Annotated in this window: 13 protein-coding genes, 1 tRNA gene and 1 pseudogene; 6 read left to right on the top strand and 9 right to left on the bottom strand. The window is 38.8% G+C overall.

Annotated features, from left to right (window positions below):
* Positions 1–56: 56 nt before the first annotated feature.
* The 4 genes from QYS49_RS12960 (at position 57) to QYS49_RS12945 (ending at position 3498) form a co-directional block, all read left to right on the top strand.
* Positions 57–641 (top strand): MiaE family protein, encoded by a 585-nt coding sequence (locus QYS49_RS12960; protein ID WP_308347822.1) that lies wholly within the window; start codon positions 57–59, stop codon positions 639–641.
* Entirely contained in the window at positions 642–1220 is a 579-nt protein-coding gene (locus tag QYS49_RS12955) for a YqgE/AlgH family protein (protein WP_308347821.1), read from the top strand.
* Between the two features lie 61 nt (positions 1221–1281).
* Positions 1282–3291 (top strand): DUF349 domain-containing protein, encoded by a 2010-nt coding sequence (locus tag QYS49_RS12950; RefSeq protein WP_308347820.1) that lies wholly within the window; start codon positions 1282–1284, stop codon positions 3289–3291.
* A gap of 134 nt (positions 3292–3425) precedes the next feature.
* Positions 3426–3498, top strand: a tRNA-Thr gene (locus QYS49_RS12945).
* 108 nt (positions 3499–3606) lie between these two features.
* Here the strand turns inward: QYS49_RS12945 and QYS49_RS19060 are convergent.
* From QYS49_RS19060 to QYS49_RS12935, 3 genes are all read right to left on the bottom strand, one after another.
* The gene (locus QYS49_RS19060; protein WP_372587665.1) at positions 3607–3792 is read right to left on the bottom strand and encodes an agmatine deiminase family protein; all 186 of its coding nucleotides are present in this window, start codon (positions 3790–3792) and stop codon (positions 3607–3609) included.
* On the bottom strand, positions 3717–4481 hold the full coding sequence (locus QYS49_RS12940; protein WP_308347819.1) for an agmatine deiminase family protein: 765 nt from the start codon (positions 4479–4481) through the stop codon (positions 3717–3719). Before QYS49_RS12940 ends, QYS49_RS19060 begins: the two co-directional genes overlap by 76 nt.
* 430 nt (positions 4482–4911) lie before the next feature.
* Positions 4912–5145, bottom strand: coding sequence for a hypothetical protein (locus QYS49_RS12935; protein WP_308347817.1), 234 nt, complete (start codon positions 5143–5145; stop codon positions 4912–4914).
* Between the two features lie 457 nt (positions 5146–5602).
* Here QYS49_RS12935 and QYS49_RS12930 point away from each other — a divergent pair, with 457 nt between their 5' ends.
* Both QYS49_RS12930 and QYS49_RS12925 read left to right on the top strand, forming a co-directional pair.
* On the top strand, positions 5603–6442 hold the full coding sequence (locus QYS49_RS12930) for an alpha/beta fold hydrolase (RefSeq protein ID WP_308347816.1): 840 nt from the start codon (positions 5603–5605) through the stop codon (positions 6440–6442).
* 11 nt (positions 6443–6453) lie between these two features.
* Positions 6454–7203 (top strand): LuxR C-terminal-related transcriptional regulator, encoded by a 750-nt coding sequence (locus QYS49_RS12925; protein ID WP_308347815.1) that lies wholly within the window; start codon positions 6454–6456, stop codon positions 7201–7203.
* Between the two features lie 442 nt (positions 7204–7645).
* Here the strand turns inward: QYS49_RS12925 and QYS49_RS12920 are convergent, their stop codons facing one another.
* The 6 genes and pseudogenes from QYS49_RS12920 to QYS49_RS12895 all read right to left on the bottom strand — a co-directional run bounded on the left by QYS49_RS12920 (position 7646) and on the right by QYS49_RS12895 (position 21683).
* Complete coding sequence (locus tag QYS49_RS12920) at positions 7646–9115, bottom strand: PorP/SprF family type IX secretion system membrane protein (RefSeq protein ID WP_308347812.1); 1470 nt, start codon at positions 9113–9115, stop codon at positions 7646–7648.
* A 38-nt stretch (positions 9116–9153) separates the two neighbouring features.
* The gene (locus QYS49_RS12915) at positions 9154–16356 is read right to left on the bottom strand and encodes a choice-of-anchor D domain-containing protein (RefSeq protein WP_308347810.1); all 7203 of its coding nucleotides are present in this window, start codon (positions 16354–16356) and stop codon (positions 9154–9156) included.
* A gap of 273 nt (positions 16357–16629) precedes the next feature.
* Positions 16630–18015 (bottom strand): annotated as a pseudogene (locus QYS49_RS12910) (ABC transporter ATP-binding protein).
* Positions 18016–18669: 654 nt separating this feature from the next.
* The gene (locus QYS49_RS12905) at positions 18670–19575 is read right to left on the bottom strand and encodes an oxidoreductase (RefSeq protein ID WP_308347809.1); all 906 of its coding nucleotides are present in this window, start codon (positions 19573–19575) and stop codon (positions 18670–18672) included.
* Between the two features lie 183 nt (positions 19576–19758).
* Complete coding sequence (locus QYS49_RS12900) at positions 19759–20268, bottom strand: hypothetical protein (protein WP_308347808.1); 510 nt, start codon at positions 20266–20268, stop codon at positions 19759–19761.
* A 170-nt stretch (positions 20269–20438) separates the two neighbouring features.
* Complete coding sequence (locus QYS49_RS12895) at positions 20439–21683, bottom strand: acetyltransferase domain-containing protein (protein WP_308347807.1); 1245 nt, start codon at positions 21681–21683, stop codon at positions 20439–20441.
* Positions 21684–21694: the final 11 nt, after the last annotated feature.

Raw genomic sequence — 21694 nt, 5'->3', positions numbered from 1 at the left:
TATTGTTTCGAATTGTTTCCAATTATTGATTAATAAATAGTGAAAATATTTTCTAAATGAAGTTAAGGATTGATTTAAAAGCCAAAAGCAGTCAGGAGTGGATTGATACTGTGATGGCTGATTTTGATAGTTTTTTACAAGATCATGCCAATTGTGAGCGTAAAGCATCCGGAATGGCGATGAGTTTTGTAGCTAAATTTCCTGACAGATTAGAAATTATACCTGAATTGATTGACACAGCAGTTGAAGAATTGGAACATTTTCGGGATGTTTATGCTATTATGCAATCAAAAGGAATACAGCTTCCACATAAAATAGAGAAAGATTTTTATATGGAAGATTTAATCAAAGTTTGTAGGTCGGGCAGGGAAGAAAGATTTATGGATCGTTTATTATTGGCTTCTTTGGTGGAAACAAGAGGTGCAGAACGATTTAAAATGGTATATGAAGCGTTACCTGAAGGTGATTTAAAAAAATTTTACCATAGATTGTGGGCTTCAGAGGCCAAACACGGAGAAATATTTGTGGATATGGCGCTCCATTATTTTGATAAGGAAGAAGTATACAATAGATTAGATGAAATGAATGAGGCAGAAGCTGAAATCCTCAGGGCCTTACCCCTAAAACCAGCTCTTCATTAGATGGAATTTTTTGAATTTAAAAATATCGAACAACCACAAAAAGGGGATTTGTTGCTCTCTGAACCTTTTTTGCCGGATCATAATTTTGACAGGACTGTTATCTTATTATGTGAGCATAATGAAGAAGGTTCTTTTGGATTTGTATTAAATAAATCATCCATTTTAAAAGTAGATGAAGTATTACAAGATATTGGTACCTTCGAAGCAGATTTATATGTTGGCGGTCCAGTTCAGCAAAATACTTTACATTTTATTCACGATATAGAAGAATTAAAAGAAGGAGGTCAAAAAATTACCGATGGACTTTTTTGGGGCGGTAATTTCGAGACATTACAAGGATTGATGCAAAAAGGGGCGCTCAATAAAGAAAAAGCACGTTTTTTTGTAGGTTATAGTGGATGGTCCGAAAATCAATTACAAGAAGAAATTGATAATAATAGTTGGATTATAGCACGTGGCGTCCATCCTTCCAATATATTTAAGAGTCCTCCAGAAACACTTTGGAAAAGTATATTGGAGAAAATGGGAGGCAGATTTAAGATATATGCCAACTATCCATCGGATCCCAACCTAAATTGATTGAAACTTTTAACATTTTTTAATTAATATTGTACCTTATTACAGAGAAAGCAAAATTATTATGATAGACGAAAAAGGTACTTCTGAAAATCCACAGGAAAATAATTCTGAATTGGATAATGAGAAGGAGAATGTGGAATCCACATCAGAAAATCAAGTTCAAGATTCAGCTTCAGAGCAAAAAGTAGAACCAGAAGTAGCGCAAGAACAAGCTGAATCTTCTGCTTCAGAACAGCTTGAAGCTACTACTTCAGAACCTAAGCAAGAAGAGGCTAAGGATGAAGCTCCTTCTGAAGATAATGAAACAAAGAATTCTGACGATACTACTGAGGAAGAACAGGATGATAATGATGATAATGAAGAATTACCTGATTATTCTGAATTTAACAAAGAGCAGTTAGTGGAAGCTATCAAGGAAATTTCTAAGAGTGATAATTTCAAGAAAGCAGACCGTATCATCAATGAACTAAAACCTGTATTTGATGAGATTTATGAAGCAGAAAAGAAAGAAGCTTTAGATAAATTTTTGGCAGATGGGGGAGAAGAGGGTGATTTTGCCATGAAGCACGATGAATTGAATGAACGCTTTGAAGCAAATTATCAGCTATATAGAGATAGAAGAAAAAAACATTATAAGGAACTCGAACATCAAAAGGATGATAACCTTAAAACGAAATTAGAAATATTAGACAGATTGCGTGATTTGGTAGATGGGGAAGAAACCATCACTGGCCTAAACGTAATTAAAGAAATACAAAAAGAATGGAAATCGGTTGGTCCTGTTCCTGGAAATCAGTCCAAAACACTATGGGCCAATTATAATGCTCTTTTAGATCGATATTATGATCAGAGAAGCATTCTTTTTGAATTAAAAGAACTTGATAGAAAGAAAAACTTAGAGGCTAAGAAGGAGCTTTGTGTGAAAGCGGAGGAATTAGCACAATCTGAGGATGTTCCTTATGCTATTAAGTATTTGAATGATTTACATGAAGAGTATAAACATATTGGCCCTGTTCCTAAGGAAGAACAAGAGCCACTTTGGCAGAGGTTTAAAGCCGCTTCTGATGCTATTTATGAAAAGCGTAAAGAGTTTGTTAAGAATTTAAAAGAAATTCAAACTGAGAACCTTGAAAAAAAGGAGCAGATCATTGAAAAACTTAAACCATTTTTAGATTTCGATTCAGATAGAATTAAAGAATGGAATACAAAAACCAAGGAAATCTTAGCGATTCAAAAAGAATGGGAAGCCACAGGGCAAGTTCCCAAAGAAGATGCCAAGGAAATCAATAAGAACTTCTGGGGTAATTTCAAGCAGTTCTTTGCTAACAAACACGAGTTTTTCAAGCGATTGGATAGCATGCGAGAAGAAAACTTGAAGAAAAAGCAAGAATTTGTTGAGAAAGCAAAGGAATTGTGTGACAGCACGGAATGGAATAAAACAGCTGATCAATTAAAAGGCCTGCAAAGACAATGGAAAGAGGTGGGCCCAGTCCCGGAGAAATTCAGAGAAAGCATCTACAAAGAATTCAAAGCTGCATGTGATAAGTTCTTCGAAAACAAAAGAGCTGGCTCTAAAGATGCTCAAAAAGAGTTTGAGGAGAACTTAAAAGCTAAAGAAGATATCATTGCTCAAATTAATGGACTAGAGCCTGGTGATTTAGATCAATTAGAGGCTTATGAACAAGCTTATGGCAAGATAGGATTTGTTCCTAAGGAGGCTATTCAGAAGGTTAAAGAAGACTTCTCAAAAGCTATTCAAGACTTTATCGATAAATCTGAAGATGTTTTAAGTGACGAACAGAAAGAAAAAGTGAAATTGATGGCCCAGCTTACCAAAATAATGGCTGGACCGAATTCTGATCGCAAATTGAATCAAAAAGAGAATTCTTTAAGAAAGAAGATAGGAGATTTGCAGAATGACATCGTTACATGGAAAAACAACATGGAGTTTTTTGCATCATCCAAGACTGCAGACAAATTGAAAAAAGAATTTGAAGAAAAAATTGAGGACGCAGAAAAGGAAATCTCTCTGTTAAAGAAGCAGTTACGTATAGTTCGTTCCATTGATTGAAAAATTCTTTAATATTTTTCTGAAAATGGGTTTGGATTAATAAAAACAGCCTTTATATTTGCATCCGCATTCAGGGATAACAAAAGGTTAAAAACTGAAAAAAGCGATTAGAATCCGTTCTAAAATTTCTTTAAGCCTCCTTAGCTCAGATGGTAGAGCAACTGACTTGTAATCAGTAGGTCGTTGGTTCGATCCCGACAGGAGGCTCACTTACACTACAAAAGCCCGCTTGAATTTATTTCAAGCGGGCTTTTTTTTTAGTCAATCCAGTATATGGATTTGACTTTTATTAGTGTTTTGCCTTGAATAGACTTATTATTGGCAACAGTAAACAACTTTTCGATTCAATTCCAACTTAGGCTGATGCATACTGATGCAGTGCAATCCGCCACCACCTAAATTGACAGCTGGGGCATCCAACATTACTACTTTTCTATTGGGGAATACTGCTGACAGTATCCGCTTTGCTTCTTCATCTTGCGCCTTAATTTTATTAGGCATCCCTGCTCGCCAGTACTTCTGACCGATAATGACTTTATTAGTAATAATAAAATTAGATAACTGGCTGGTATTACAACTGAAACCGTATCGCCCTGAGGAAATTTACTCCCATCTTTATAGACAAGTGTTTTAATGTATTCATACACATAATCTCCAGAAGCCAAGGTGTTGAGAAGGGTAGAGGGTAAAGGCAAGCGAATTATCGTAAAGGGCTTACCATCCTGATCTTTACTGTTCAAGAGTATTTCAAAGTTTGCCTCTAAGCGTTGGTGATTTTCCTGCGCAATGGGTTCGCTTAATTCAGCGATGTCAAAATTGGCCAATAGAATAGTGGAATCATTTACAAAACGTGAGAACTCATCTGTATGGCCGTTGGTAGTCACCACCGTATAATCACTTGTGCTATCATTAACAGCAAGAAGTCCCAGGAAAGTATGGCTGACTTCCAGTAGTCCATCTTTGAGCCAAATTACCTTTTTTACACCTAATATTCGTTGATATTCTGCTTCCATTTCATCATAAATTTCTTCGGTTTTGGTGTCGGTATCTAAGGTATCAGCATAGCCCCAAGAATCGAAGTTGAAATCTGCTATGGCAAGCTTTCCATTACTGGTTTCCACGAAGACAGGGGCCATATCTCTTGTCCATATTTCAATGGAAGGAATGACCCGAAAGATAAGATTATCCATGTCAGGATATGTAGTGTTTAATTTAGCTTTTGCTTGTTGCAATACCTACTGATCCGCACAATTTATGACTATTTTTAGGTCGCTGATGAGTGCGTCAATAATTTTCAATGTCACTTTTTCAACTTCTTCTTCGTCTTCTTTATGGTTGGTTGTAGGCCAAATATGCTAAAGGGCATCAATTTTTTCAAATTCTCCCATTTGCCTTGTTGCAGTTATTGCGGCTTCCTTTTCTGTAGCAGGGGAGTTACAGGAAATTGTTAAAAGAGTTGTAAATAAGAGTATAACCAAAGGCTTCATGTATAATACTTTCTCGATTAAGATTGTTATTCAAATTACAAATAACTCAACCACCATTTGTCTGTGTTATTCGCTTTATACAGCATGTATCGTTTAGATAATGGATACGGTAGCAGCACGATTCCTATCCAAACTAAATGCCAATGATAGCAAAAACGTGAATTACGAGCATGTGCAAGAAATAATAGAAAAGCGGAACTCTTCCAAAAACCAAAAAGCAGTTGGTCAGCTTATTTTTCGTATTTTCAAATGCATATAAAAACAACATGGCTAGGCCTAATGTGATCAACAAATAGGATAAAGAAGGTGGATATTTTGTTACACTAAAGAATGATAGGATTTTTGTTTTGTAAATCAGGTTTATCATATCTAGTGGTATTAATTACTTACAATATTTAAGATTTTCAGCATCGTCTTTGTTAAGCTTGATGATTTACCTTTTGCTATTATTTCATTAATCTATTATGAAAAGAAAATAGAAGAATGCTTAAAATGTGTAAGTGAATCAAGGATGGCGTAATTTTTTATGCTTTTTTATATACTAAACATAGTATAAAATCTATTGATAAAAATATCCATTTATGGTTATGGTTTAGTGCTTTCTGTAGGTGCTTATTTTGCTTCGCGGTAGTATTCTGACCAAGTTGGCTTTGATGGTGACTTCATTCTATCAAGTTAAGGATTTCAAGAAAGCTGATAGGATTTTATGATAGGGTTCTTAAAATGATATTGTAAACAGGTGTAGTTATATTTTTCGACCAAAGAATGCTGTTTATAGGTATTTTGTTGTATGATTGTTATTGATACGAAAACCCTAAATCTATATGTCTGATAAAAAAGAGGAAATGCATGCTGTTCAAAAATACGGAAATGGCGATCAAGTCATAATTATGCTTCCTGGAGGGCCAGGTTTAAGCTATCATTACTTGGAACCATTAGCTAAAGATTTAGCGGAACTAGGATTCCAAACTTGGTTATTCGAACCTGCAGGATATCCTAATCATGATCCTGGTTTCTTACCAGATTCTATCGTCCATTATGGTTTGGAACTTTCACAATTACTGGAGGAATACCATCTTTCTAGTCCAATTTTATTTGGTCAATCATTTGGTGGATCTATCGTGTTTGAATTTTTGGCAAAGCATCCTAATTACGATGGAAAAGTAATCTTATCCAATACTTTCCCTTCAGCAGCATTTCTTAAAAGAGGTATTCAAGATCGGTTTGAAAGTTTTCCTCAGACAGTTCAAAATAACTACCTGCAAGCCAAAGAGCAAGGTGATTTAGCAGGTATTGGTGAAATTGTTATGTCAGAATGGATTCCACAGCATTTGTGTCGATTGTCAGAATTACCTCAGCCATTGTTGATAACCTTAGGAGAATCCAGTAAAGTTACTTTACAAAGTCATTTTATTGGGCCCGATATTTTTAGTATTCAAGGAGTGTTTACTGATTGGGAGGTGGTGTCTCACTTGCCAAATATCATGGCAAATATTCTGTGTATTTCAGGAGCAAATGACTATTTGAATAAAGCCATCAACTTGGAGTGGATGGAGAAGTTACCACATGCACAAATTTCTATTGTTCCTGAATCAAGTCATCTACCATTTTTTGAGAATAACAGCTATTATATGAAGTCGTTAAAGGAATTTGTACTCAAGTAAGCAATAGGGCGATGGAATCCAAATCATTTGAAAATAAGATAGTAGACCTACTCAGGAAGCAACAATATGGCGAATCGAACCAACAAATAAATGAGGACCAGTTGATCAAAAGTTATGCCCATTTTCCCAATGAAGCCATTTATATAGTGGATTGCCAAAAAGCGGATGTAGAATTTCTTACAAGTAATATTGGGCAGATGTTCGGCATAGATGAAAGGGTCAAAAACTCATTAATTACTATTTATGAAAATATTAATTCTCAGGATTTTAGCAATATTGTCGATTTTGGTAATAAAGCAATGAACAGTGCGATTATAGAAAGAGATAAGTTGCAGTCATTAGGAGATAAATTTAGCTGCATATATAGAACGCCAAATAATAGAACAATCATAAAAAACACCTACGTGTTAGCGAAAGATTCATTGGGTCAGGTTAGCTATACCTTAGGCCAATTGATTGACGTAACTGATTTAGTGAGTTTTACAGGCTTCAAATACCAAGTATATGGTGAAAATGCAGCAAATTTAATTGCATTAATTGGTGATTTGCCAGAATTTAGATCAACACTCACTAAGCGCGAAATTGAGGTGCTAATACTGCTTTCTAAGGGATTCTTAAGCAAGCAAATTGCCGATCAACTTTTTATCAGTAAAGGAACTGTAGATAAACACAGAAAGAATATTATTAAGAAATTGCAGGTCAATAATTCTTTAGCTGCTTATAAAAAAGCTTTGGATATGGGGGTCTTAAAAGGACTTTAAATATTCTAAAAAGATTTTAATGTACTCATATTAATTTTTATTCAAAAACCTTTTGAATAATCAGAACGAAAGCCGGTGAAGGAAGAATTTTATCCAACCAATTTGTTTCAAGCGATAGATACTTCCATTCACGGTCTTGGAAATATTTGGAATGCGGAAACCAGTCTACATGTTACAAAATATCAAGTAATTCAGAACGATCTTGGATTACTAACAAAGTTACCTGATGATAAATATTTATACTGATGGCTCTGGACACCAAGAATTTCGGTTCTGCGTATTTACCTTTCATCTAAGGGTATTGTAAACCTAAAGAAAGAAAGTTTGTCAAATAGCGTTATGAATTTCTTGAATTAATTTTCATTTATACTGTAAACAAAAAAATGGTTGAGTAGCTACATTAGCTACTCAACCATTTATTAAAATGCCTACACCTAAGTTGCTACTTTTCTACTGTCTTGATCTCCACCCTACTGTTTCCTTCGCTGTCCTGCGCTGTTTCCGAATCATCCAATAGTTGGTTTTGCACTACTCTTTCCACCCTAACGCTTTTCGCTTCCACACCTCTACTTACAAGGTAGGCACGCACTTGCTCAGCCCTTAGTACAGGCAAGCTAGTATCCAAAGTAGCAAGCGCTCCGTTATCGGCATAGCCTACCAACTTTATTCTGAGGCTTTTATCAGCTTTCATGGTAGCTACTACGCCATCTAAAATATTCCTTGCTTCCACACTGAGCCCAATAGAGTCTTTGGCAAAGTAAACTATTTCTGACACTATTTTCTTTCCTGGCACTGCGGGCTGGTCTATTTCTTCCTGAGCTATAGTATTGTCATCCTGTTTATGGGTTTTCTTCTTACTATTTTTTTGGAAGAGGTTAAGCTTCTTGTAACTCTTCTGCCGTCTCTTATTTTTTCTTGCATAATTGTTTCTCCCTGAATTATTGGCGCTACTCCGCTCTATGTTCATACCAATTGCCAGTTCAAAAATGCCATTTTGGGTGCTGCTCAAGGTGCTGCTCAAAGCTAGGTCATAGCTGAGCGCTACTGTTAGGTTTTCTTGCTCATAGGCAAGTGAAAATACCCCTAAATTATTAGTATTATACCACAAACCCAATTCTATTCTTTTGGAGCTTTCCCGTTTATTGGATAAATCATATCCAAATTGAGACCCGATGTTCATCATGTTATTTCCTTGCCAGTTTATCCAGCGCATAGTAGGAGTAACTGCTATTTTATTGCTCTGGAACACCTTATACCCTATCGTTGCCTTTAAACTCAGTGGCATTTTATCTTCTCCTGTTTCAAAAAAGGATACATTAGGGCTATTTAGGTTAAAAAGTGACCCTCCTATAAAAGCTTTATCGCTACCATCTACATCTTTTATCAGGTAATAAAAACCTGTACTCATGGTCGCGTAGCCCATGGCCTGATACATCACCTCATCCCCACTCACTGCATTCGGATCATAGCCACCATTTACATACTGATCATCGGTACTAAAGTCTGAACCAATTCTTTTTTGGAAGTAACCGCCTTGAAAGCCAAAGCTTAACTCAGAATTACTTGTTACTGCCACACTGTAGGCAAGCCCCAACATCCCACCATTCATTTTAATAAAACTTGCTAATTGCTCATTGAGCACATTGGCTGAGACTACCAAATGGTGATTGCCTATATAAAATGGATAATAGCCTGATACTGCTGAGGTCTGAAAACGCTGGCCCAATGCAAGGCTTTGATTTCTATAGTTCAACATTATTCCTGGATCTTGCTCCACACCTAAGCTTCCCGGATTGGTAAAGAAGGGTGTATAGCGATACATGGAAAAGTTAGGCTCCTGTGCGTGTAGCTTGAAAGCAGAAATAATGACTACCAGCAGTGTGTAGAAATAGGATTTCCTTGAATACAGCATATCTTTTGTTTTATTTTTTTTTAACTCAAAACGATCATTTATCTAACAAGCATCACAATGCCTGTATTTTTACCATTAATCAATAAAGGACCCCCACTTTTTAGGCTTCCTTTTAGTACCCAGAGGTAAACACCCAGCGACAAGGCCTTACCACTACTTGTGCCGTCCCATCCATTCTGAGACAAATCTGTAATGCTATTGGTCTCAAAAACCAAGTTTCCTTCCTTATCGAATATTTGGAAGACTAGACTTTCTATGCCTTCGCCACCGCGTAAAATAAAGTGGTCGTTGATGCCGTCATTATTAGGACTAAAAAGCTCGGGTAAGAAAAGTGCGCCCCCTGCAATTGTAAAAGATTGACTGACAACTGCCGCAGCTTCGAAGATTGTATTGCCTGCCTGGCTTGCTGTGATGGTTACTAAACCAGGGCCTTCCAATACCACCTCATTATTCACCAAAGTAGCCACTCCTGTTGCAGGTTGGGTTGCTAAAGAGAAGGTCACTGGTAAACCAGAGTCTCCGCCGGTAGCGATTAGCACCACAGGCTCATCGCCTACTTTTTTATCAGCTAGTGCCTCAAAGATTATCTGTTGTGGTAGTTTCTGGAAGCTCACTACGGCTGTGGCCGATGCGCTGTTTCCATTTAAATCCACTACAGTAAGCGTAACGGTACTGCTTTCCGTTGTCGGATTATCGAAAGTGGTGATGTCTAGGCTGCGTGTAGCTATACCGCAATTGTCGGTACTGCCATTATCTATGTCCGCAGCCGTGATGTTAGCCTGTCCGTTTTCATCTAAGGCCACACTAATATCCTGTGTTATAACTGTCGGTGCAAGCGCATCCTCTACCGTCACTACAGCTACACAGCTGGCTGTATTTCCATTGGTATCGGTAACTGTTAAGGTCACATTATTTTCTCCCACTTGACTGCAATCAAAGCTAGTGATGTCAATGCTAAGTGAAGCTATGGCCACATTATCGGTAGAGCCATTATCAATTTGCTCGGCAGTAATGCTGACATTTCCTGCATTGTCTAATTGGATGGTAATGGGTTGACAGACAGCAATTGGATTAACCGTATCTTCGCTTCCCTCTACAGTGACTACAGCGGTACAAGTCGCTTCATTACCACTGGCATCAGTTACGGTTAAAGTCACCGTTTGCTCACCCAAATCAGCTGCGGTGAAAGTAGTTTGATCGAGTGCTAGGGTAGCGATGCCTCCATTATCAGTAGAGCCATTATTAATCTGCTCGGCTGTGATGCTTGCATTTCCATCCGCATCTAATTGAACAGTGATGGCTTGACAAATGGCCGTTGGTGCAATAATATCTTCCACTGTCACTACAGCCGTACAAGTCGCTTCATTGCCACTGGCATCGGTAACCGTTAAAGTCACCGTTTGCTCACCCAAATCAGCTGCGGTGAAAGTAGTTTGATCGAGTGCTAGGGTAGCGATGCCTACATTATCAGTAGAGCCATTATTAATCTGCTCGGCTGTGATGGTTGCATTTCCATCCGCATCTAATTGAACAGTGATGGCTTGACAAATGGTCGTTGGTGCAATAATATCTTCCACTGTCACTACAGCCGTACAAGTCGCTTGATTGCCACTGGCATCGGTAACCGTTAAAGTCACCGTTTGCTCGCCCAAATCAGCTGCGGTGAAAGTAGTTTGATCGAGTGCTAGGGTAGGGATGCCTAAATTATCAGTAGAGCCATTATTAATCTGCTCGGCTGTGATGGTTGCATTTCCATCCGCATCTAATTGAACAGTGATGGCTTGACAAATGGCCGTTGGTGCAATAATATCTTCCACTGTCACTACAGCCGTACAAGTCGCTTCATTGCCACTGGCATCGGTAACCGTTAAAGTCACCGTTTGCTCGCCCAAATCAGCTGCGGTGAAAGTAGTTTGATCGAGTGCTAAAGTAGCGATGCCTCCATTATCGGTAGAACCATCATCAATTTGCTCAGCGGTGATGCTGGTATTTCCATCAACATCTAATTGCACGGTTACAGCTTGACAAATAGCCGTTGGTAGCGTAGTATCTAGTCCAGTTCCTTGCACTGCAAAAGTATAGCTTGCTTCATCGCAATCATCGCTAGCAAGGGTAACTAATGCGCTACTAGCGCCCAAATTGCCTGCGGTAAAAGAAAGCGTAAAGGTAGCAGACGAATTGGCTGCAATGCTAAGGGGTAAAGTGATTCCTGCTGCTACAAATTGACTAGCATGAGTACCTGTAATGGTTATGCTAGCAACTTCTAAAGCTTTGCTCCCCGTATTTTCTATTGTATAGGTAACGTCCTTAGTAGCGGCCAATTCTACATTTCCAAAGTCGGTATCATCAGCTGTGCTTGGACTGCTAGCTCCTGAAACGATGCTGGTGCTATTGCCTAGTAAGTTTATTTCTGCTGGTACGGTAGCTATGGTGAATTCTTTGACTGATTGACATCCTAAAGCATCAGTAATAGTTACTGAGTAAGAGCCTGTGGATAGGTTATTTCTAGTAACGGGACTATTAGTAGCACCAGAACTACCAATGTCACTCCATGTATAGGTGTATGGCGCAGTTCCACCTCCACCTGCAGATACTATAATGGATCCATCACTTGCCCCAGGGCATGTCACATTACTTAACTGATCCACATCCACTACTGGGACAGTAGGACCATTTTCGACTAAGACGGTAGCTTGAACCGAAAAACCTAAAGCATCAGTTACGGTAACGGAATATTCTCCGGGACCTAAGTTAGTGGCAGTTGAGCTGGTTACATCAGTTTCTGCAAAACTATTACTCCATAGGAAATCATAGGTGCCTGAACCAGCATTGGCCGTTGCGGTACCATCGCCAATACAAATGACATCGGTAGCATTCATAGCTATACTTGGTATGGGGTATGCCTGTACTTCAAAAGTATAGCTTGCTTCATCGCAATCATCGCTAACAACAGTTACTAGAGCGCTACGCACGCCTGAAGCTGCTGCGGTGAAAGTCAAAGTAAAGCTAGCAGATGAATTTGCTGCAATACTAAGGGGCAAAGTGATTCCCCCCACCACAAATTCACTCGATTGGGTGCCGGTAATATTTATTTCAGAAACTGCTAAAGCTTTACTTCCTGTGTTTTCTATGGTGTAAGTAATTACTTTGGAATCGCCCACTGCCACATTTCCAATAGCTGTATCATCAGCTGTGCTTGGGCTGGTATCTCCTGAAACGATGCTGGTGTTATTGCCTTGTAGGTTAATCTCCGATTGTGGATTTTCATACGCCCCCATATCAACCATGACATCTAGAGTTCTCGCGTTCCCAGCCAAGTCAGTGGTAATCCCTGCGGGGATGTCAGCATTTTTGCCCGCATTTATGGCTGGTGAGCAGTCTTGCAACGTTAAATCTCCATTTGCAGCGTCTACAAAGAGTGGGTCTTGGTTTATAGTACCTGTTCCTGCGTACGTAACATCTTCTATAATACTGTTGGTTACTGCTAATGTAGCTGTACCCCCAGCACCTTCTTTCATGGCTGTATTATTCCAAAAGATACAATTCTTAAATTTGATAGGTGTCTGTCCAGAATTCCAGTCAAATATTGAAACTGCAGCAATTGTTGCTTCAGTAAAAGTACAGTTGATAAAATGAGGTTCTTTATTAACAATCCCATCATTATATCCTATATGTGAAGTATTTTTTTCAAAAACTGAATTAATAATACGTGCAGCAGAAGAGCCAAACCCGTTTCCTAAGTTATCTCCAATTAAATAAATACCACCTCCTTTTGAAAGAGCAGTATTTTGAGAGAAAATGCAGTTTGTGATTGTAGGGCTGCTAATTCCATCATCGCCATTATTTAACAATCCCCCTCCAAATAAAGAAGTATTTTGAGAGAAAGAACAATTGGTTAGGGTAGGACTGCTTTCTCCGGCAACCCCGCTATTATACATTCCACCACCAAAAAAAGAACTAGTATTTCGAGAGAAAATAATATTTCTCAAGGTAGGGTTAGAACTATTTCCTGTGCCACTTCCATCATTATACCAGCCTCCTGCATAAATATTTTGACTACCTCCATTAGCATTTCCTGCTGTGATGGTAACTCCATCGATGATCGTGGCAGCAGAAACATTTTTTGTATAAACTACGTGGTAGGCATTCTCTGCATAATTGCCATACATAAATGATGGAAAAGTACCCGTCACATTATCATCTCCATTCAAATCTCCACTCAAAATAGTAGTATTGGTAGTAAAGTCTCGCGCATCGAGCACGGCCTGGTCTATTGTTCCTGTTTCTGTTCCTGCAAAGCCACCATAGACTTCTACACCGTCTGGAATTTTGAAACTTACTGCTCTTGGAATTCCACTAATTGTAGCTCCCGTACTGAAATCATATTGTTGAGTAGGTATGTAGGTACCAGCTGCTACATAGATTTTAGTTCCTGCTGCGGAGACACCTAAGGCTTGCTGTAGGGTGGCAAACGCATTGGAAAAATCTGCTCCCGTGTTAGAATCACTTCCGCCATTGGCAGCAGTGCGAACATATGCTTGAGCTGTAGCTGCAACTGCTTGCACATTAAACGTATACGCTCCTTCATCACAGTCAGAATTATTCACTGTCACGGTAGAAGTACGCAATCCTAGATCTCCCGGGGTAAACGTAAGGGTAAAGGTGGTAGAGGCTGCGGGTGCAATCGTAGCTGGAAATGTAATACCACCCACTGCAAAGTCAGCTGGATGGGTACCCGAAATACCGATGGAGGAGACAATTAAATCGGCACTTCCTGTATTTTCAATAGTGTAGGTAACTACCTTATTGGTAAGTGTTGCACCAAAGTCAGTACCGTCTGTATTGCTGGGGCTGGTATCTCCTGATAGTATGTCTAAACTATTACTTTGTATGTTGATTTCAGAAGTTAGGCTAGGTGTATCACTTGTAACGGCTGTTGAGCCAACCACCCAGTTGGATGCAGTACCACTTAATGCAAAGCTGTTCAGTGTTCCATTGTTTGAGCTGACCCCATCGTTTAAGGTGATAAGTCCAGTATTATCACCTCCTGCTGTACCTTTGTTGAAATTATAATAGGCTACCAAACCTGATTCTTCCCCTGTTAGCTCATTGTTCATGTTTGCTTTAATCTCTGAACACGTACGTGCTGTATTCCAGATGCGTACTTCGTCCATCGATCCGCCAAAGTAATTCGTTGAAAGACTGCCTTGCCTACCGATAACTAGCGGGTCTGTCCCACCTGAATTAATAGTGGTTTCTCCTGCGCTGATAGCTTGCCCTACTTCAACACCATTTATATAAAAAGTAGTAGAGGTATTTTCTACTACAACCACTGCCACATGCGTCCAGGTACCTGAGGGTATGGAACCAAACTTAGGACAATTATCAAAATAATTCGTATTGCTACTCCAGTAACCTAATTGAGCATTATTATCTATCGTAAATCCATAGCCATAATTCCCTTTTATTAAAATGTTATTGAAATCAGCAGTATTATTTGTTTTCACCCAAGCTTCAAGTGTAAGTGCTCCAGTGATATCTAAACTCGCATTGTAAGGGATGTTCACATAGTCATCCGTACCGTCAAAATTTAATGCGTTTTGCACACCTGATCCTTGTACAGCAAAAGTGTACACGCCTTCGTCACAGTCTGAATTGGTAACGGTGATGGTGGCAACATCCGTTACTGCCGTAGTGGATTTATAGGTTATATCGAAGGTTGCAGTCCCGCTTGCAGGCACAGTGCTAGGTACACTGCTCACCACAAATTTTGCATTGTTTGATATAATGCCATTTATTGAAAGCGCTAAGCTACCTGTATTTTGTATGGTATACGTAACTGTCTTATCTCCATATGGAATTCCACCAAAGTCAGTACCGTCTGTATTGCTTGGACTGGTATCTCCTGAAACGATGCTGGTGTTATTGCTTTGTAGGTTAATCTCCGATTGTGGATTTTCATACGCCCCCATATCAACCGTGACATCTAGCGTTCTCGCCTTCCCAGCCAGGTCAGTAGTAATTCCTGTGGGGATGTCAGCATTGTTGCCCGTATTTATGGCTGGTGAGCAGTCTTGCAACTTCAAATCTTCATTGGCTGCATCTACAAATAGCGGGTCTTGATTGAATACATTATTTCCTCCATCTGTTGTTCCAGTAGGCAGTGTAGCTTCTTCTATTAGGGAATAAGATACGGTAGGGGTAGCTACATCATTAATCCAAGAGGTTGAATTTCCATTTGTTTTATTTCCCCAAAAGATACTGTTTACGATTTGAGGAGTACTATTTCCATTTGCTCCATCTGTTCCATTATTAAACATGCCACCTCCATTAAAATCAGCAGTATTTTGAGAGAAAGTACAATTGGTTAATACAGGACTACTGTCTCCTCCAGATCCACCTCCATAATTATACATTCCACCACCATACCGAATAGCATTGTTTTGAGAGAAGTTACAATTGGTAAGAATAGGACTGCTTGTTCCACGGTATCCATAATTATATATTCCAGCACCACTTCTTATAGCGGTATTTTGAGAGAAAGTACAATTGGTTAGTATAGGACTGCTTGTTCCGAGAAAGCCATAATTATACATTCCACCTCCAAAATCAGCGGTATTTTGAAAGAAAACAATATTTCGCAAGGTAGGAGTAGAACTATTACCAAAACCATCACCTTGATTTAACCATCCTGCTCCATTACTATTTAGAAAACCTCCATTACTTGTTCCATTAGCATTTCCTGCCATAATGGTAAAGCCATCTACGACTGTAGTAACAGTAACATTTCTTGTATAAACTACATGATAGGCATTGTCTGTATTATCAGAAGGTGCACCTATATCTCCACTCAAAATAGAAGTATGAGTAGTAAAATCTCGGGCATCTAAAATAGCTTGGCTTATTGCTCCTGTTTCTGTTCCTTCAAATCCACCATAGACTTCTACTCCATCGGGGATTTGGAAGGTAACCTCACGCGCTTCGATAGTGCCAGTTGCATCAAGATCAACTCCCACACTAGGCTTGTATGTGCCTGCTGCGATGTATATTTTGTCTCCGACAGTAGCAACATCTAAGGCCTCTTGAAAAGTACCAAAGGCACTTGCGAAACTTGTGCCTGCACCACTTGTTACCCCTGTCTTCACATAAAAGTCTGTTGCCTGTACCTGCCCTATAGCCAAGCCCATCAACAATAGGCTAAAAGCTATATAGTATAATTTCTTCTTTAATTGTTCTTTCATAATCTTCCTACTTAACTGCCTAAAAAATGCTACAGATAATGCCTATCATCAATGATCACTAGCCAATATCTTAAAGCACGCGAAAATTCGGATCAAGAAGAAGCCTTCTAGGACGAAGCCCTAGCTTTATTGTCCGAAGGTGGCGTTATTTTGTCCGAAGCTTTTTTTGGTCAAAAAGAGGAATGGACTTTACTGAAAAACTAATTCGGAATAATCATTACCTTAAATTTAGCTGTTTTTAAGCAAGCCCTATGCTATTGCTAAAGCGACACATCACTGATAACCAGCTGCCTGCAGATTAAATAGCTCTGAATACAATTGCTTGTTTGCTATTAATTCCTCGTGTGTTCCAATTTCTAATATGCTCCCGCCTTTGAGCACCATAATTCGGTCTGCGATTCGTACGGTACTAAAACGGTGCGAAATAATCACCGCTGTTTTGCCATGTGTGAGTGAAATAAAGCGATTGAAGGTTTCGGATTCAGCACGTGCATCCAGTGCTGAGGTAGGCTCATCCAAGATCAGCACATCGGCATCTTTCATGTAGGCGCGAGCCATAGCAATTTTTTGCCATTGGCCTCCGGAAAGATCTTTACCGTCCTTGAATCGTCTTCCTAATTTTTGATCGTAGCCGTTTGGAAGTTCCTGAATTACTTCTTCTGCAAGGCTTTTTTCAGCAGCACTTTTAATACGAGGCTCGTTTTCTAGTTCTTCAATCTCGCCAACAGCGATATTTTCTCTCAAACTCAGGTCGAATTTTACAAAATCTTGAAAAATAACCCCAAATCGGTCGTGGTATTCTACGGAATCGAATTTATAAATGGGAGTGCCATCTAATAATATCTACCCTTCTGTAGGCGCATAAAACTGTAATAGTAGCTTAATAAGAGTTGATTTCCCAGCACCGTTTTCGCCAACCAAAGCAAGTTTCTCTCCCACCTTAAGGTGGAAACTAACATTGCGAATCACCCAATTTTCAGAGTGAGGATATCTAAATCCTACATTTCGGAATTCAAAACCCTCCTTTATAGTTTCGGGCAAAGGAAGTTTTTCTTCAGTATCGGATTCAGCAGTCTCATTGAACCTCTTTCCAGTGCGCAAATCCAGAAATTCAAAATAATCTTGCAAGTATAAGGAGCGTTCAGTGATAGCCGTAAATCGTATAAATAAGCCCTGAAGCTTATTTCTTAGGTTATTAAATGAGCCCGAGAGAAAGGTAAGATCACCTATAGTGAGAACTCCTGCAACAGTTCGAAAAACAATAAGTAGGTAGGCGCCATAATAGGCACAGGTACTGATGATGTTGAAAAATGATCCCCAAATGCCACGTTTGTAGGATAGCTTTTTGCTTTCTTGGTAGTATTGATGAGACAGCACACTAAAGCGCTCAGCCAGGTAACCTGAAAGACCAAAGAGTTTCACCTCTTTTGCTGTTACATCGCTTGCACCAACATATCTTAAATAGTCCAGCTCTCTTCGCTCTTGCGTCCAGCTTCTGGCCAGAGAATAACTAGTGCCACTAAACTTAATTTCATTCACAATGGTAGGGATAATAGATAGGACTAATAATAGGATCAGCCATGGTTCAAATACCACCACCCCTGTGAGCAGTGAGGCAATTACGATTATGTCCTGACCTTGGGTGAGTATATTGGACATAAGCCCCACTCGGCCAGTAGTTTGTTGACGTGCACGTTCCAATTTGTCATAAAATTCTGAATCTTCTAATTGCGTAAGGGTGAGCTCAGCCGTTTTTTTGATAATCTTTACGGATGACTCAATGGAATATTGATCGCCTAAAAGGGCATCGGTATGGGTAGTGAGTCTGCTGAGAAGGTCAGAAGCTATAGCCAAAGAAAATTCAAGGAATATAAATAGCCAAAGCTGGCTCATATCGTGTGTTTCGGCATTGAGTTGCAAGACAATTTCATCAATGATCAGCTTGCCGACCCACAGCATGCTAACAGGTAGTAAAGCACTTATGATACGAGCAAGTAAGTTAGTGAAGAAGAGAAATGGGTTGACCTTCCGAATTTCGCTAAAGAAACGAGGAACAAATTTAAGCGTGGCAAAACTCTCTTTAAGGCTTACGCGCTGAGGTTTGAAGGACTGAGATTTCAAAGGCGAGTGATTTATCGATGGCGACAGTCCGCTAAGTTACGATTTAAGGCAGTATAATATTAGCTCAATCTATTACTTTTTATAGTAAACTATGATTTTTTCTCATATGATAAAGTACAATTCACATTGGTGGTTAATATCTAATATGTCAAATTGGCAAGGACTTAAGTACTCTTTCATTTAAAGCACTATTTATAAATAGTTCAAGCCCACTAATTCCTCTGACTTTTCCCAAAGACGTTTTGCAATATCTTCATCTTTTGACAAAGCATTAGATGACACCTTACCCGGCTTTCCCTTGAACTGATTGAAACCGGTTGGTCCGAAATAGTCTCCACCCTCTGCATCACCAATTGCGGCTAAAAGAGTCGGTTTAGCACCTTCTTTTGGAGCATGTGTTAAGAATGGTGCAACTGTATATTTTAAAATACTATATACTAATTTAGGCATATGTCTGGCTAATTCGGTAGTGGCAATGCCGGGATGTGCTGCAGTTGATATCGTTTGCTTATGACCTGCTTTCTCCAATCTTCTTTGCAATTCATAAGCGAACATCAAACAAGCTAGCTTCGACTGTCCATAAGCCTCTGAGGCGGAATATTTTTTCTCACTTTGCAAATCATCGAAATTGATCTTGCCATTTTTATGCGCAATTGAGCTCAAGCTGACCACCCTGGAATCTGGCGTTTTTAAGAGCACGTCCAGTAATAAGCCAGTTAAAAGAAAATGTCCAAGGAAATTTGCTTCGAATTGTAACTCCAAACCATCTTCAGTTTTTGTATATGGAGGCATCATGACACCGGCATTATTAATCAGAACATCTAATCGGTCGTATTTTGACTGATAGGCCTTCGCAAAATTTCGCACAGAGTCTAAGCTGCTTAGGTCTATTTCCATTACTTCTACATCAGCCTTGGGTACTTCTTCTTTAATGGAGTCTTTAGCGGCATTGGCTTTTTTTAAGCTCCGGCAAGCCATAATTACTTTCGCTCCTTTTTTTGCTAATGTTAAGCTGTTTTCATAGCCCAAGCCTGTATTGGCTCCTGTTACTATAAAGAGGCGTCCATCTTGTGCTGGTAAATTATCAATCTCGTTCATGTTTTACGATTTTTATTAAAGATAAACAATCTAAGTCATCTATAGCCTCAATTCTCAAAAACTTGGACACCGCACGTTATTCACGGAAGTATAAAGCTTTCATAAAATCACTTATTTTCCAAGATGATAAACAGTTGGGGTTTTGTTTATCGTTTATGATCATTCAGGCCATTTATATTAATTTCACCTTATTTCTAAAAAATCAGCTACTACCGTATTATCATCAGAAGCCATTTCACAAGTCCAGCTATCAATATACCATCTGCCAATTTCGTAATGCAATTGAATGCTATTCAGTCCCCGGATATCTGTAGTAGTTTCGGGTTCCGTCCTGATTTCAAAAGCGCTCCATACCTGTGCCATATTTCCATATTTAGTGACAACACGCTTAAGCTCCTTTTCATAGAAATCCTCTCTAGGGTTTAGGCCCATAGGAATGTATTCAGCTTCCAGGGAATGAACATCTGCCTTGCCATTCTGATCAAGCCTGGTGATGATAGCATTTTCAGAATGGATATACTTATCCCTCTCAAACTGCCATGTATCCTCACTCGAACCTGAAACCACATCGTAATAGGCTACGATGATGGCGTCAATAGATGTTACATCTTTCCCATATTTTTTATCGAGTGTTTGGCCAAAAGCTGTTGAGCAAATCATTAAGTTAATTGCGATGATTAGTGCTTTTTTCATTTTTTAGATTTTAGAGGTGCTCCTGTATAAAATTTAATAATACATTGTTTTAAGACTGCATATTTTCTTTTCTGTATCAGGGGAGCTAAAGAAAATTGACAACATCGAGACTGTTAAAAATAGTAGTGTAGCTTTCATTGTAATAGTATTTATTAGGATTGATGCCAAATTTACAAATAGCTAAGCCACCATTTTTCTTTGTTATTCGCTTTATACTGCATGTATAGTTTGCACAAGGGATAGAGTAATAGCACGATTCCTATCCACACTAAATAGACTGTCAATAGCGAGTAACCATAGGTTGCCAGCTTTCCTGCCATAAAGCTTTCTCCAGTTAGAATCATGTCCTGCCAGTTGCCACCAAATATTAAAAGGCCAATTATAGCCAAAACGTGAATCATTAAAATATGTAGAAAGTAGTAGAATAGTGGCACCCTTCCAAATACCAAAAAGAAATTACTTAGCTTATTTTTACTGTTTTCAAATGTTACTAAAAACAGCATGGCAGGGCCCATTGTAATGCAAAGAAATAATAGTGATGGCGGATATTTTGTTACTTTAAAAAACGCTAAGATCGTGTTAGTGTCGGTATTTTGTAAAGTCCATGGTACGAGGTCGCCATAGATATTGAATCCTCTAAAGATGAAAAAGAAAGTTAGAGCACCTAAACCTAAACGCAAGAGCCATTTTCTCCTAAGCTTGGGATCATAATTTTTCTGATAAAATGTACCAAATAAATACCCCAAAGCTATTAAACCAATCCATGGAATAAGTGGATATTTCATAACTACCAAATGATCCGAGCCAAGGGTTAGAAAGTTTTCCTGATGTAGTAAGTACCAAATAATAGATTGAAAACTTTGACCTTCCATCACGATTCCATCCAATAGATTATGTCCAGCAATAAGGAGAACACCTACCGCAAAAATTGCTTTTTTAGGTAAAAAAATTAAAAATGATAGGCAGAGCATGCTAAATCCAATTGCCCAGATCACCTGAAAGATTTTAAAGCTGTACGTGAAGTCGAAGGTCCAAAGGAAATTATTGACTACTATTTCTAGAAAAATCAGCCATAGGCCTCTTGAGAATAGAAATTTGAAGAGTTCCGACTTTGATTTTTTAGCTCCGTATAAAAAGGCGGAAGTGCCTGCTAAAAACACAAATACAGGCGCACAATAGTTAGTGATGAATCGCGTGAAAAATAGCACTGAAGTAGTAGTTTCTAAATTAGTTGGATCATTAAAAAATGAGCCGAAATAGAAATAATCTCGCACATGGTCTAAAGCCATAATAACCATAACTACACCTCTCAAGATGTCAATGGATTCTATTCGATCTGTTTTGATTTCCATAACAGTTTCCACTGGCTTTGTAAAGCCAATATTAGTGGGTACGAGGGTCTTTGTTACCTTCATTTGAGCCATGT

The sequence above is a fragment of the Marivirga salinae genome (assembly GCF_030503855.1).
Taxonomy (GTDB): domain Bacteria; phylum Bacteroidota; class Bacteroidia; order Cytophagales; family Cyclobacteriaceae; genus Marivirga; species Marivirga salinarum.
The sequence above is the reverse complement of the archived record's forward strand: the minus strand, read 5'-3'. Positions and strand labels throughout refer to the sequence as shown.